Below are 14,034 nucleotides of genomic sequence, written 5' to 3'. Positions count from 1 at the left end.
TGCTAAAATACTAGTTTAAGGATTACTGGCCCCACTATATTTATGATTTATTCTGAACGTTAAGAAGAAGGAAATGTTGTTGAAATGTTTAAGGCGATAAAAGACAAAGCCATTTGGTTTTTTGTGCAGGCAAGCTTGGAATCAAAGTCGTTTGGAGTACCGCTAAACGGTTGTAAACCCCCGTTTAATATTCGATGGTGTCTTATTGTTTTATCTCGGAACAGCCTGAATTTCAACGATCCAAATCTTTATGAAATGTTAAATAAATATGTAGTTCATCGAATAAAAAATCGACAAACATCCAAACCCATGTAAATTACCGTAATTTGAAAACGAACTGGAACCCAATATTGCACTTTAACCAAATTAATGGGCATTTCATCGAAAAAATTTAGCAGTAATCCATTTATCAACCCTGAATCGAATTACTCGACATTTACTTAACCTAATTATATTGCCATGCTGAACACTAATACCCCACTCAAAGTGTTTTCTTTACTTATTTACATTCTAATTTTTAATCTTTCTTGTGCCAAGGACTCGGACTTGTTCTATGATGTTATCCAAGAGGAAACAGAAACGAACAAGGAGATAGAGGAAAGGAACAATGAAGATGAAAATGCGTCAACCGGTGGAGAAGATACTTCCGAAGAAGACAACACTGCAGAGGAAGATAATACGGACAACGGAGAAGACAATACAGATGACCAATCCAAAGGACAAGGCTCCTTAATTTGGTATTCAGATTTTGAATCAAATCAGTGGAATCTTAGTGGTTCTGGTGACAATACTTGGGAATACGAAGCAAGTAGGGGAGAACCACATACCACCACAGATTCAAGAGCTGGTTCCAAAGCTGTTCATTTAGGTGATTACAATAATCATGTTACAAGAAATGAAATCCATAGAAATAGATTGTCCGATTGGGGAGAGCATTGGATAGGTTTCTCCATGAAAGTCAAGAAAGCGGCACAAAGCTCCAGGGTTTATGCCCAGTTCAGAAACATGAGGCCAGAAGGTGCTCCCGATCATGGAGGGATCAATCCTGTTACCTTACGACAAGGTTCCAATGGGAAAATGTTCTTCGCCACTTCAACAGATGAACGAATGGTTAATGTAATTCAAGACAGTGGTGCAAGTACAGGAACGGAAAACACACACTTCAACTATAATCTTGATGAATGGATTGATATTGTGATCCATTGGGAGTTGGACCCTGTTGATGGATTTTTGGAAATCTGGGTAAACGGGGATAAGATTGTTGACGAAACTGGAACCACAACCTACAAATACGCCAACGTAAGTGGAATTCCCTACACTGGTGAAATCAAGCACACCATTGGGGTCTATTGGTCTTCGCAAAATACTCCTCAAGGAGATGTTTACTTTGATGAATATAAGGTGTGGAAAGGAGCAGGGACTTACGAAAATGTTAGTCCAGGAGGTCTTAGCCCCAACAATTAATCTCAATTTACAACAGGTACCACATTGTTAATCTTGGACCCTAATCAGTGGTTTAATAGTGGGATACCCTTCAATATTATAAAAGCGTGAGCATTGCTGTGTGCCGTCATTTCTGTGACGGAGAATAAGTACTACTGCGACCTTTGGACAAATTGGAATGTACTTCGGTAATTGAATTTAACCTACTTGTGGGCGGATCATATGAATCTGTAGCCGTAAATCAACATAAGAGGCCAACAGAAAATGCGGATAAGAAATTTGTAAAAAATAGGCATCGGCCTTTTCTTTCCTTTCTTTGTGCTGAAAACAAAGGTTTCGCTATTTCGTACCCCATTGCCTCCTATGGTATGCCCAAAAGTTAAGGGGTGGCCATTGATCACGGCATCACGAACCTCGCTAAGATCTATTTCCAAAAACTTGGAGAGTTTTTCGAAAATAACCTCTGGCTTTGCACCAAAATCTTCATATTTGACGAGCATCACCTTTTTTGGCCTTATTAATTTGATCAACCCTATCATGGTATTACCTACCATCCAGGATATGGCTTCAATCGTCATATACAAAGGGGCCAGTTTTGGATTGAGATAGGTTTTTCGAAGAAACTTATAGCCTTTGCCCCTTCCTATGAATTTATATTTACTTGCTGCAACCCCATCTGGGTGTTTGACTAAGTGTATGATTTTGGAGTCATCATAAAATTTGGCAAGCCATAAAGCCCTGTTGGGATTTTTTGATGAATCAAGTATGGCTTTTTTACCAGCTACCTCTAACAATCCTTGGGTAAATTGCTCTGTATCTTTCACCAATTCCCTATTGAATTTGGAATTGCCAAATAAGGTGTCCATAAATTCCTTGACATGTCCTGATTTCACAGTGTCTTTGGCAAACTTGTCCCAACTCTGTTCGGTCTTTGACTCGTAATTCTGACGAACAATTGTCCAATAACCGCAATCATTCATTCCCTTGCCACAACTACACATAGCATTGAACCTTCCAAGTCCGGAAACCAATTCACCGACGCTTTCAATTGATTTGGAATTTCCAAGCATGGCATCAATCACGGTACTGCCACTGCGTCCTCGGCCTGTAATGTATATGTATTTCATCAAGAAATTAAAATTGGTTTTTCCGAATCAAAACTACTGAAAAAATAGTTGGATGATGTGCAAACACGTTTAAAGGAATAAATACTCGGGAAACTGAAAATGACTTAAAGTTTCCCATTTTTGGACACCATTAAAACAGGTGAACTGTGCAAGCTTTCCATAGCTATTTCAGCCCATTCCCCGTTATTTATTTATACGGATTTAACCCCTTATTTATACAAATGGTTGAGAACATCTGAAATAATTGTCGCTTCAACAAATACTTTCCGGGTATTGGCGTTATGAGTTTTAAATTCAATAAATTGGCGTCTCAATTTTTTGAACTAAACGGGAATAAAACATAGATATGATAGTAATTGCAAATGGTGCGTTCAAGTCTGGTTCTACCTGGCAGCGAAATTTGTTAAAAGGTTTGATGGATTTTCAGCCACTACCGGAAAATTTTCAAAGCAAGAAGCATGATAGTTTTGTTGGTATTGATCGTTTGGCAGATATTGTTAAATCCTCGGAGATTAAATCGAACAACTATTTGGCAAAAGGACATATTTACAAAAAAGACCATATAGAATTGCTTGCCAGCAATGTGGATGATGTAAAAGTATTCATGATTCAGCGGGATATTCGGGATGCCATAGTTTCACATTATAACCACTTCATTAATGTGCGCTCCTTTAAACCATCATTTAAGACGTATTATTGGTTGGTTGGACGCTATAAGGCCATACAGCTCGCAAAGTACAATAAGAATTGGGCATCATTTCAAAACAATGTCTTTCATTCAACCTTTGAATCCTTAAAAAAGGACACTCCAGGAGAATTGAAACGGTTTGCGGAATTTCTTGGTGTTACCCTAGACCAGAAGCAAATTGAGGACATCATTGAAACCAACAGTATTAAGAAGGTAAGGGAGAATTCTCCGCGCAAATGGTTTTTTAGAAAAGGTGAAATTGGGGATTATAAGAATTACCTAACGGCTTCAATGGAAAAGGATTTGGAAAGAATTCAAAAAAAGAACAACCTATTGGACAAACTAGGTTATTTCCTCATTTTTGAACTAAGACGCAGTTTATCCTAACTGGTCGTAAGCGCAGCAATGAAGCTCCAATAAAATATATAGAAAGATCGGTATTTTCAATTTAGGACTAGGACTTGGATAAGACAAAAAAGGGCTGGATGTTAAAATCCAGCCCTTTTTACTTTCGATTAATACACTTGTTTGAAGCGTGTCACTTTTTCCCAATTTGGAAATACTCAAAGCCAAGCTCTTCCAACGTTTGGTCATCGTACTGATTTCGTCCATCAAAGATGATGGGTTCGTTGAGCTGCTGTTTGAGCTCTTCAAAATCTGGTGCCCTAAACTCTTTCCATTCCGTGAGCAGAATCATGGCATCTGCCCCATGTAAGGTTTCATATTTGGAATTACAATAGGAAACATTTGGAACGTCCTTGAGGTAAAACTCCTGCGCTTCACCCATTGCTTTTGGGTCATACGCTTGGATACTGGCCCCTCTTTCAACCAAATCCTTGATAATATAGATTGCAGGTGCTTCCCGCATATCATCTGTTTGTGGCTTAAAGGCCAATCCCCAGACGGCAAAGGTTTTTCCTTTTAGGTCCTCTCCAAAACGATTCACTACTTTTTTTGCTATTACAAACTTCTGGTCATCGTTAACATCTTCGACCGCACCAATTATTCTAGCGGAATACCCATGTTCCTGCGCTGTTTTTTTCAAGGCCTTCACGTCTTTTGGAAAACAGGATCCCCCGTATCCACTTCCAGGATAGATGAAACTATATCCAATTCTGCTATCCGAACCAATTCCTACGCGTACTTTGTTAACATCCGCACCTACCAATTCGCAAATGTTGGAAATTTCGTTCATAAACGAAATTTTGGTAGCCAACATGGCATTGGCCACATATTTGGTCATTTCTGCAGAGCGAACATCCATAGTGATCAAACGATCCGTACTACTTCTAAAAAACGGGCTGTACAGGTTGCGCATCTTTTTGGTGGATTCTTCATGATCGGAACCTACCACCACACGATCAGGTTTCATGAAATCATTGATAGCATCACCCTCCTTCAAAAACTCAGGATTTGAAACCACATGAAAGTCGATGTCCGCATTTCTGGAATCCAGTTCTTTTTGAACTGTTTCCCTTACCTTGTCTGCAGTTCCTACGGGTACAGTTGATTTATCAACAATGACCAAGGAATGCTGCATGTGCTGTCCAATCTCTTTGGCCACCTGCAGCACATACTTTAGATCGGCAGAACCGTCTTCGCCCATTGGAGTACCTACAGCAATAAACGCGATATCACATTTATCAAGATTCTCAGCCAATTTGGTACTGAAGTGCAGTGTTTTGTTCGCAATATTTCTTTCGACCATGGCCTCCAAGCCTGGCTCATATATTGGGATGATTCCGTTTTTAAGATTTGTGATTTTCTTTTCGTCCACATCTATACAGGTAACTCTGTTACCCATTTCAGCGAAACAAGTTCCACTCACAAGACCTACATATCCGGTACCAATTATTGTAAGATTCATTTTATGTTATTTTTTTAAACAAGGTAAATGTCATTATAATAATGACAGAACCATCAAATTATTATTTAAGGAGAATAAATTTGTTTAGGAAATTTTGCTTTTTCATTTGAGCATATAACACACACTACATCTAGATGCTAACTTTTAAAGTGCAGCGGACAATTTCCATTAAAATTAAATGGCGGTCATTGTCAAAAGCTGGCACATTGAAAAGCCAGGATTAAATAATCATACCTGCGGCAACTGTTTCGTTGGTGTTTTCGTCAATCAGAATTAAATTCCCTGTGCTTCTATTGTCCCTATAGGAATCTATCATTAAGGGTTTTGTTGAACGTATGCGTACTTTACATATATCGTTCATACCGATTTCCTTGTCTTCCATATTACGCCCAAGCGTCTCAATATCAATTTTGTACAGCACCTCTTTGATCATGGCCGTTTGCTCATTGCTGGTGTGCTTTAAGGTATATTTAGCCCTGGGCTTTGCAGGGTCGTTGTTCATCCAGCACAACATCACCTCCAAATCCTGAGCGGGTTCCGGCTTGTTGTTGGACCTTACGATCATATCGCCACGACCAATATCGATATCGTCTTCCAAAGTCATGGAAATTGACATGGGAGCGTAGGCCTCTTCAAGCTCACCATCTGGCCCTTCAATAGTTTTGATTTTTGAGGTAAAGCCAGAAGGCATTACGGTAACTTCCTCACCTGGTCTGAAAATACCACTGGCTATTCTACCGGCGTATCCACGATAGTCAATGAACCCTTCTCGCTGAGGACGTAATACGGTCTGTACTGGGAACCGTGCATCAACGCTGTTGAAATCACTACTGATATGAATGGTTTCAAGGGTATGCAACAAAGGTGCGCCTTTATACCAAGGCATGTTTTCCGACCTGTTCACCACATTATCCCCCAACAGGGCACTAATTGGAATAAAGCGTACGTCCTTCACCAACAACTTTGATGAAAAATCTTGAAACTGCTTTATAATGTCATTATATACTTCCTCCTTGAAATCCACAAGGTCCATTTTGTTGATACAAACCACCAAATGGGGAATTTGTAACAGGGAAGCAATAAAGGAGTGTCTCTTTGTTTGTTCAATAACCCCATGTCTCGCATCAATCAGAATAATGGCGGCATTCGCGGTAGATGCACCTGTGACCATATTTCTGGTATACTGAATGTGTCCAGGTGTATCGGCTATAATGAATTTTCTCTTTGGAGTGGTGAAATAACGGTAGGCCACGTCAATGGTAATACCTTGTTCACGCTCGTCTTTTAGACCATCGGTGAACAATGCCAAATCCAAGCCTTCATGACCTTTTTTTAAGCTGGTATTTTCAATGGACTCCAATTGATCTTCAAAGATTGATTTAGAGTCATATAGAAGCCTTCCAATTAGGGTGCTTTTTCCGTCATCAACACTTCCGGCTGTAGTAAATCTTAATAGTTGACTATTGTTTAATTCCATATCTATTTTTCTAAAAATACCCTTGTCTTTTTCTGTCTTCCATTGCGCTTTCAGAGCGTTTGTCATCGGTTCTATTACCTCTTTCGGTCTGTCTCATACCAGAAACTTCCGCAGCAATTTTTTCCAATGTATCCGCATCTGATTCTATACCACCGGTGATGGTGATATCACCAAGTGTTCTAAATCGAACTTTCTTGGTTACGATTTCTTCTCCATCCTCAAGCTTTAAAAACTCCGAATTGGGAATCCATGCATCACTTCTCCAAACTACTTCCCTTTCATGGGCATAGTACAATGAAGGTATTTCGATTTGTTCGCGTTTGATGTAGTTCCAAACGTCCATTTCTGTCCAATTACTAATGGGGAACGCTCTAAAATGTTCTCCTTCAAAGTGTTTTCCGTTGAAAAGGTTCCAAAGTTCTGGACGCTGGTTTTTGGGATCCCACTGGCCAAAATCATCTCGGTGGGAAAAGAATCGTTCCTTTGCCCTTGCCTTTTCTTCATCTCGTCTTCCACCGCCAATGGCGCAGTCTACCTTGTGCTCCTCAATGGCGTCTAAAAGGGTAGTGATCTGCAGGGCATTACGGGTTGCACTTTTACCTTTCTCTTCGGCAACTCTACCTTGGTCTATGGATTCCTGAACAGAACCTACAATTAGATTCACGCCAAGCTGTTTTAGGATATTGTCCCTGAATTGGATCGTCTCCGGGAAATTATGACCCGTATCCACATGCATCAAGGAGAATGGGATTTTGGAAGGAAAGAATGCTTTTTTTGCCAAGTGGGTCACTACAATGGAATCCTTTCCTCCTGAAAAGAGGATTACAGGATTCTGAAATTGTGCCCAAACCTCCCGTAATACGAAGATGGCCTCGGACTCTAACTCGTCTAAATAGTTTAAATAGTACTTACTCATTTTTGAGTCTTATTTGGTTCTTTATCTTATTATATATGATGTCAACAGATTCATCTATGCCATATTCATTTGAGACCTCTACGTCTGGATTTTTAGGCGCTTCATATGGCGCTGAAATTCCGGTCATGTTTTTGATCTCTCCTTTGCGTGCCTTTGCGTACAGGCCTTTCACATCCCTTTGCTCACATACCTCCAAACTGGTGTTCACAAACACTTCAATATAGTTGTCGGCCCCTACGGTTTGCTTTATGAATTCCCTGTCCTTTTCATAGGGGGCAATAAAGGCCGCAAGGGTTACAACACCAGCATCAATAAAGAGTTTAGAGATTTCGGCAATACGCCTAAGGTTTTCCGAGCGGTCTTCAGGGTTAAAAGTGAGATTGCTGTTAATGCCCTTGCGAACATTATCCCCATCCAACACATATGTTTTAACGCCATCCTTATAGAATCGTTCTTCCAAGGCATTGGCCAAAGTGGATTTTCCAGAACCGGAAAGCCCCGTGAAGAAAATTAGAAGTGAATTGTGTCCATTCAGTTTTCTCCTTTTTTCTACATCGATCTTGTAGGAATGGGCAATTATATTCTTTTCCATGTTTTTGATCTAACTATTTTGTCAAGTCCAAAGTTGATACGGTACCATGCCCTTTCATGGTAATAATACAATATCATTTTGGTGATTACTTCCAGAGTTCCAATCTTCAATCCTGTAAGCGGGTTTCCAGAGATTATCCAAGAAATGACAATTGTATCAAGAGTGCCGATCACACGCCAGGAAACGGTCTTGAACAAATGTCGTTTTCTACTTTCGGGCATCTTGATTCTGACCCAAGCCCTTTCGTGGAGGTAATACAAAACCATTTTGGTAAAAACCTCCGAAAAACCAATCTTAAGTCCAGTGGCAGGGTTCCCTGTAATAATCCAGGACAACACTATGGTGTCCAGGGTTCCTACCAACCTCCAGGTGATGGTTTTGGCAATATGTCTTTTATGGGATATTCTACCCATAAATCCAGAGATCTTACCCACAGTTTATTGGCTTACTAAAAAATAGGGGTTCAACAAATTTTCTTTATTATAAGGTAATTCCTCATTGGTCTGCTGGGAAATCACCTTTAATCCAACTGCATTGCAAATCGCATGGCCAGCTGCAGTATCCCACTCCATGGTAGGAGCAAATCTAGGATAAAAATCAGCCTTACCTTCGGCGACCAGACAGAATTTAAGTGAACTTCCTTTGGAAACAACTTCTATTTCATCAAAGTCATTTTCAATGGATGAGATAAAATCAAGGGTATCTTGGTTCATATGGGAGCGACTGCCTACAACGCGAGCCAACGCTTTGCTTGTTTTACTCATAGAAATACGATCCTCTGCCGCAAATAGTTCATTTGTAAGATTGAGTTCTTCATCTAAGATGGTTTTATAAGCAATCTTTTTGGTAACATCTGCGTAGTAAAGTTCGCGGCTAACAGGGACATAGATCACACCTAGAACAGGTCTTCCCTTCTCACAAAGGGCAATGTTCACGGTAAATTCGCCATTTCGCTTTATAAACTCCTTGGTGCCATCCAGTGGATCGACAATCCAACATTTATCCCAATGCTTTCTATCATCGTATTCCAGGTTTTTGTTTTCCTCGGAGATAATAGGAATGTCGGTTTCAACCAGATATTGGTTGATAAGGGTGTTGGCCGCAGTATCCGCCTCAGTCAAAGGGGAACGGTCATCTTTTATTTCCAGTTCGAAATCGGGTTTTCTATAAATTTCCATAATAGCCGAACCACCGGAGATGGCGGCTTTGATGGCTATTTCAATAGGTTCGGTAAATGATAGTGTGTTGTTTTTCATATGATGACAAAATTCAAAAATACAGTCAGCAATAACAATTTTTGACACGTTTTTACGGTGTACGTTTAAAAAAATCGATTATCATGAACAATTCTAAATTTTAAGGTTGCTTCAGGGGGGTGAGAGAGTCGGATGAAAGTAAAAAATTACAAATGAATGGCAATTTACGTCAGTATAACTTTTAAACTTTATAATATTGTTTGTACCAGTTTATAAATTCTTGTACCCCATTTTCTATCTGCGTGTCAGGGCGGTAGTCATAATCTTTGATAAGCTCATCCACATTGGCCCAGGTTTTACTAACATCACCAGGTTGCATGGGCAGCATTTCTTTTTTGGCTTCAATCCCCAAGCTTTTTTCAATTGCTCTGATAAAAGCCATTAGCTTAACGGATTTGTTGTTGCCAATATTGTAAACCTTGTACAATTCGTCAGAGGACTTTCTTTCTGAAACATCCTTGACCACAACACGCACTACACCTTCTACAATATCGTCTATATAAGTGAAATCCCTTTCCATTTCTCCGCTGTTGAATACCTTAATGGGTTTGCCCTTTAGCATGGCATCCGTAAAAAGGAACATGGCCATATCTGGTCGGCCCCATGGACCGTATACTGTAAAGAACCGAAGACCTGTTGTCAGGAAACCATATAAGTGACTGTAGGTGTGTGCCATGAGCTCGTTGCTCTTTTTTGTGGCCGCATATAGGCTGATTGGGTGGTCCACATTATCTGAAGTATTAAAAGGTATCTTTTTGTTTAATCCGTACACACTTGAACTACTGGCGTACACAAGATGTTTTACCTTATTATGCCTACAGCCTTCCAATATGTTCAAGAAACCCACCACATTGCTATCCACATAAGCTTCGGGATTTTCAAGACTATATCGTACACCAGCTTGTGCGGCAAGGTGGCATACCACATCAAATTTTTCGGTCTCGAACAATTTTGGCAATTCAGTGCGATCTTCCAGATTCATTCTAACAAATTTGAACTGGGAAGAATGAATGGAGCTGTCTGAAACAGAATTGAATTTTTCAGCTTGGGAAGAATCTATTCCCAGTTCCTTTAACCGAGCATATTTGAGACCGACATCGTAGTAACTATTAATGTTGTCAAGACCTACTACTTGACAATTTTGTGCTATCAACTGGGCCACTGTATGAAATCCAATAAACCCAGCTGCCCCAGTTACCAATACCTTCATTCAATTCTGTTTTTTGAGGTTATACTATTTAATGTATGAATGCGATTTTATTGAGCGGCCAAATTAAATAATTACGGGGAAAGTATACCTTATTTATAGTACCGTTAGTTGTAATACCCGATAAACGGATGAACGGTAATTCCCCGCCTTCTTTATTTGGAAATGATGGGGTCAACTAAATGGTAATGGCATTCAATCGATTTTTTTTACATGTTCGGCGAAATATCACCTGGTTTTGATCCTAACTCTATGTTAAGTTGGTAACTTTAGTTTTTAATGTGACTCTTGAGTTAATTTTCAACGAATTGCAGTCCCCTTAATTAAAAGTTTTTAGTACCTGATTTGATAACAATCTATTAGTTACAGCTAAAGTAAAAACCACTGAACTTGGAAACCGAAATTCAATCTAAAATTTGGCTGTCCTCGCCGCATATGGGAGGAACAGAACTTTCTTTTGTCCATGAGGCCTTTGATACCAATTGGGTAGCACCATTGGGGCCAAACGTTACTGGATTTGAGGAGGATATTGAAAACTATCTGGGACATGATGTACATGTGGCAGCTTTGAGTTCGGGAACCGGAGCCATACATTTGGGCCTTAAGTTACTTGGAGTATCTGAAGGGGATGAGGTGCTTTGCCAAAGTTTTACGTTTTCAGCATCAGCAAACCCTATAACTTACCTTGGTGCCAAACCGGTCTTCATTGACAGTGAGTCGGAAACCTGGAACATGTCGCCCAAACTGCTTGAGGAGGCCATCATTCAAAGAATATCATCCGGAAATAAGCCAAAAGCTATTGTAACTGTTCATCTTTATGGAATGCCCTATAAGGTGGAAGAGATTCATGCCATAGCAAACGATTATGGCATCCCTGTTTTGGAAGATAGTGCAGAAGCCCTGGGTAGCACCTATGGTTCAAGGCCGTGTGGTACTTTTGGTGATATAGCCATATTATCTTTCAACGGAAACAAGATCATTACAACTTCTGGAGGAGGCGCCTTGGTATCCAAAACAAAAGAATACAGGGACAAGGCAATTTTTCTAGCAACCCAAGCTAGGGACAAAGCTGTTCACTATCAACATTCTGAGATTGGACATAACTATAGAATGAGTAATGTGTTGGCCGGAATTGGAAGAGGTCAGATGCAAGTTTTGGATGATAGGGTTGTAGCAAGGAGGAATAACTATAGATTCTATACCGAACAACTTCGTGAATTTGATGAGATAACCTTTCTGGACGAGCCTTATGGGATGTTCAGCAATAGATGGTTGAGTTGTATTCTCACACCTTCCTATGAGGTAAGGGAAAAGATTCGTGTGGCTTTGGAGCATGAGAACATTGAATCCAGACCGCTCTGGAAGCCTATGCACCTGCAACCCGTTTATGAAAATGAAGTTAGCTTTTCCGATGGCACTTCGGAAGACCTCTTTAACAGAGGCCTGTGCTTACCAAGTGGTTCCAATTTATTGGAACAGGACTTGGAGCGCATTATTAAAACAATAAAAATTGCTCTTTCATGATACAGAACTACCTAACTAATACGGTAGAAAGATATGCCTCCAAATGGCTGGTGTTGGCAATTGACGTGGTCATTGTGGCATTTTCATTTGTACTGTCGTATTTTATACGCTTCAACCTGACATTCAATTTTGATGTAGATAAACTTTTCGTTCAACTGCCTTGGGTCTTGTTCATTGCCTTGATTTCCTTTTTAATGATAGGCTCTTACAAAGGCGTTGTGAGACATACAGGAATGCGGGATGTTTACAACATCTTCAATGCCATTTGCTTGGCAAGTATCTTTACGATTTTCCTTGTACTGGCAAACAGAAAATTTCAATTGGCGGACAATTTTACCATTCCATTGTCCATCATTATCATAAACAGCCTTATTTCTTTTGTAACCCTAGTAGCGTCCAGGTACGTTTTTAAAACACTCTTTCATGGATTCATAAAAGAGAATGGATTCAACTCTGCCAAAAACGTGGTGATTTATGGTGCAGGCAATTCGGGGATTTTAACCCATGGAGCACTGACCAATCATTCCAAGAGTAATGTAAAGGTGGTGGGTTATGTTGATAAGGACAAGAAAAAGATTGGCAAGTTGATCAACGGTGTCAATGTTTATGGCCCAGAAATTCTGACCAAGGATTTCATTTCCAAAAAGGGAATTTCCGAGGTCATTTTTTGTATCCAAAATATAGATCATAAAAAACTCAACCAATTGGTTGAGGGCTTGGTTGATTTTCCCGTACAGGTTAAAATTATCCCTCCTGTTGAAGACTGGATCAATGGAGAATTGAAGGCATCGCAAATCAAAACGGTTCAAATTGAAGATTTACTGAACCGCAAACCTATTGCCATTACCAATTCCAAAATAAGCGAGGAAGTAAGGGATAAGGTGATTTTTGTTACGGGTGGTGCTGGATCCATCGGAAGTGAAATCGTACGACAAATATGCAGATATAACTTCCGTTCCCTAGTAATAATTGATCAAGCGGAATCCGCTTTGTACGACTTACAACAGGAATTGAAGCAGAAGGGATATCATAATTTTATTCCGATCGTGGGAGACGTGAGTGATAAAAATAGGATGAATTATATCTTCCAGGAGCACAAACCGGATTTGGTTTTCCATGCAGCTGCTTACAAACATGTACCGTTAATGGAGTATAATTCCTATGAAGCAATCAAAATAAATATTGCCGTTACAAAGACCATAGTAGATCTGGCCATTCAGTACAATATTGACAAATTTGTACTGGTATCCACAGACAAGGCGGTGAACCCAACCAACGTCATGGGAGCTAGTAAAAGAATTGCGGAAATCTATGTGAGTTGCAAGCAGCAAGAAAGCAAGACCAAGTTTATCACTACCCGTTTTGGCAACGTATTGGGTTCCAATGGCTCTGTGATTCCTTTGTTCAGAAAGCAAATTGAACATGGAGGCCCCATTACCTTGACCCATAAAGAGATCACACGTTACTTTATGACAATTCCCGAAGCTTCCCAATTGGTTTTGGAAGCTGGAGCTATGGGCAAAGGAGGGGAGATCTTTATTTTTGATATGGGTGAATCTGTGAAGATTTACGACTTGGCAAAGAACATGATTAAGCTGTCAGGCTTGAGTTACCCTGAGGACATTGATATTAAGGTAACCGGCTTAAGGCCAGGTGAGAAGTTGTATGAAGAACTGTTGGCAAATGGTGAAAATACACTACCGACCTATCACGAGAAAATAAAAATAAGTAAGACGAGAGACTTGGATTATGTAGACTTACGATCTAAAATTGATGAACTTTGCATTAGCAACTTGTTTTTCAGTGAAAACACCATTCAACTTATGAAAAGTATAGTTCCCGAATATATTTCGAAAAATTCAAAACTTTGCGAATTGGATAAAGATGAAAAGGTTAGTTTTGAAAAAAGTACCCTTGTAAAACCAACTAGTTCGTAA

The 14,034-nt window shown here is 39.8% G+C and carries 12 protein-coding genes; 4 read left to right on the top strand and 8 right to left on the bottom strand.

The annotated features are described in order from the left end of the window. The first annotated feature begins 459 nt into the window (after positions 1-459). Positions 460-1,464 carry a heparin lyase I family protein gene (locus ACRHOZ_RS07305; RefSeq protein ID WP_431124010.1) on the top strand — a complete coding sequence of 335 codons (1,005 nt, stop codon included), beginning with the start codon at positions 460-462 and terminating at the stop codon, positions 1,462-1,464. 197 nt (positions 1,465-1,661) lie between these two features. Here ACRHOZ_RS07305 and ACRHOZ_RS07300 read toward each other — a convergent pair whose 3' ends face one another. Beyond that, entirely contained in the window at positions 1,662-2,570 is a 909-nt protein-coding gene (locus ACRHOZ_RS07300; RefSeq protein ID WP_431124009.1) for a sulfotransferase, read from the bottom strand. A 346-nt stretch (positions 2,571-2,916) separates the two neighbouring features. Here ACRHOZ_RS07300 and ACRHOZ_RS07295 point away from each other — a divergent pair, with 346 nt between their 5' ends. Continuing rightward, positions 2,917-3,645, top strand: a complete 729-nt coding sequence (locus ACRHOZ_RS07295) for a sulfotransferase domain-containing protein (RefSeq protein ID WP_420399348.1) — start codon at positions 2,917-2,919, stop codon at positions 3,643-3,645. A 151-nt stretch (positions 3,646-3,796) separates the two neighbouring features. Here the strand turns inward: ACRHOZ_RS07295 and ACRHOZ_RS07290 are convergent, their stop codons facing one another. The 7 genes from ACRHOZ_RS07290 to ACRHOZ_RS07260 form a co-directional block, all read right to left on the bottom strand. Further along, complete coding sequence (locus ACRHOZ_RS07290; protein WP_431124006.1) at positions 3,797-5,125, bottom strand: UDP-glucose dehydrogenase family protein; 1,329 nt, start codon at positions 5,123-5,125, stop codon at positions 3,797-3,799. Positions 5,126-5,345: 220 nt separating this feature from the next. Continuing rightward, positions 5,346-6,602, bottom strand: a complete 1,257-nt coding sequence (locus ACRHOZ_RS07285) for a sulfate adenylyltransferase subunit 1 (RefSeq protein ID WP_431124004.1) — start codon at positions 6,600-6,602, stop codon at positions 5,346-5,348. A gap of 10 nt (positions 6,603-6,612) precedes the next feature. Beyond that, the gene (gene cysD, locus ACRHOZ_RS07280) at positions 6,613-7,518 is read right to left on the bottom strand and encodes a sulfate adenylyltransferase subunit CysD (RefSeq protein WP_422351253.1); all 906 of its coding nucleotides are present in this window, start codon (positions 7,516-7,518) and stop codon (positions 6,613-6,615) included. After that, positions 7,511-8,110, bottom strand: a complete 600-nt coding sequence (gene cysC, locus ACRHOZ_RS07275; RefSeq protein ID WP_431124001.1) for an adenylyl-sulfate kinase — start codon at positions 8,108-8,110, stop codon at positions 7,511-7,513. Before cysC ends, cysD begins: the two co-directional genes overlap by 8 nt. Then, on the bottom strand, positions 8,095-8,523 hold the full coding sequence (locus tag ACRHOZ_RS07270; protein WP_420399353.1) for a DUF2061 domain-containing protein: 429 nt from the start codon (positions 8,521-8,523) through the stop codon (positions 8,095-8,097). The genes cysC and ACRHOZ_RS07270 overlap by 16 nt, the downstream gene beginning before the upstream one ends. Positions 8,524-8,547: 24 nt before the next feature. Then, positions 8,548-9,366 (bottom strand): 3'(2'),5'-bisphosphate nucleotidase CysQ, encoded by an 819-nt coding sequence (cysQ, locus tag ACRHOZ_RS07265; RefSeq protein WP_431123999.1) that lies wholly within the window; start codon positions 9,364-9,366, stop codon positions 8,548-8,550. Between the two features lie 181 nt (positions 9,367-9,547). Further along, positions 9,548-10,576 carry an NAD-dependent epimerase gene (locus tag ACRHOZ_RS07260; protein WP_431123996.1) on the bottom strand — a complete coding sequence of 343 codons (1,029 nt, stop codon included), beginning with the start codon at positions 10,574-10,576 and terminating at the stop codon, positions 9,548-9,550. A 432-nt stretch (positions 10,577-11,008) separates the two neighbouring features. Here ACRHOZ_RS07260 and ACRHOZ_RS07255 point away from each other — a divergent pair, with 432 nt between their 5' ends. Next, on the top strand, positions 11,009-12,097 hold the full coding sequence (locus tag ACRHOZ_RS07255; RefSeq protein WP_431124624.1) for a DegT/DnrJ/EryC1/StrS family aminotransferase: 1,089 nt from the start codon (positions 11,009-11,011) through the stop codon (positions 12,095-12,097). Beyond that, positions 12,094-14,034 (top strand): polysaccharide biosynthesis protein, encoded by a 1,941-nt coding sequence (locus ACRHOZ_RS07250; protein WP_431123993.1) that lies wholly within the window; start codon positions 12,094-12,096, stop codon positions 14,032-14,034. Before ACRHOZ_RS07255 ends, ACRHOZ_RS07250 begins: the two co-directional genes overlap by 4 nt.

The sequence above is a fragment of the Flagellimonas flava genome, assembly GCF_050617915.1.
Classification (GTDB): domain Bacteria; phylum Bacteroidota; class Bacteroidia; order Flavobacteriales; family Flavobacteriaceae; genus Flagellimonas; species Flagellimonas flava_A.
Note: the sequence above shows the minus strand (reverse complement) of the source record. Positions and strands in the feature narration are given on the sequence as shown.

Excerpts from the sequence above, each read along its gene's own strand:
- ACRHOZ_RS07285 (WP_431124004.1), bottom strand. The coding sequence starts at position 6,602 with ATGGAATTAAACAATAGTCAACTATTAAGATTTACTACAGCCGGAAGT.
- ACRHOZ_RS07260 (WP_431123996.1), bottom strand. The coding sequence starts at position 10,576 with ATGAAGGTATTGGTAACTGGGGCAGCTGGGTTTATTGGATTTCATACA.
- ACRHOZ_RS07290 (WP_431124006.1), bottom strand. The coding sequence starts at position 5,125 with ATGAATCTTACAATAATTGGTACCGGATATGTAGGTCTTGTGAGTGGA.
- cysD (WP_422351253.1), bottom strand. The coding sequence starts at position 7,518 with ATGAGTAAGTACTATTTAAACTATTTAGACGAGTTAGAGTCCGAGGCC.
- cysQ (WP_431123999.1), bottom strand. The coding sequence starts at position 9,366 with ATGAAAAACAACACACTATCATTTACCGAACCTATTGAAATAGCCATC.
- ACRHOZ_RS07305 (WP_431124010.1), top strand. The coding sequence starts at position 460 with ATGCTGAACACTAATACCCCACTCAAAGTGTTTTCTTTACTTATTTAC.
- cysC (WP_431124001.1), bottom strand. The coding sequence starts at position 8,110 with ATGGAAAAGAATATAATTGCCCATTCCTACAAGATCGATGTAGAAAAA.
- ACRHOZ_RS07300 (WP_431124009.1), bottom strand. The coding sequence starts at position 2,570 with ATGAAATACATATACATTACAGGCCGAGGACGCAGTGGCAGTACCGTG.
- ACRHOZ_RS07295 (WP_420399348.1), top strand. The coding sequence starts at position 2,917 with ATGATAGTAATTGCAAATGGTGCGTTCAAGTCTGGTTCTACCTGGCAG.
- ACRHOZ_RS07270 (WP_420399353.1), bottom strand. The coding sequence starts at position 8,523 with ATGGGTAGAATATCCCATAAAAGACATATTGCCAAAACCATCACCTGG.
- ACRHOZ_RS07255 (WP_431124624.1), top strand. The coding sequence starts at position 11,009 with ATGGGAGGAACAGAACTTTCTTTTGTCCATGAGGCCTTTGATACCAAT.
- ACRHOZ_RS07250 (WP_431123993.1), top strand. The coding sequence starts at position 12,094 with ATGATACAGAACTACCTAACTAATACGGTAGAAAGATATGCCTCCAAA.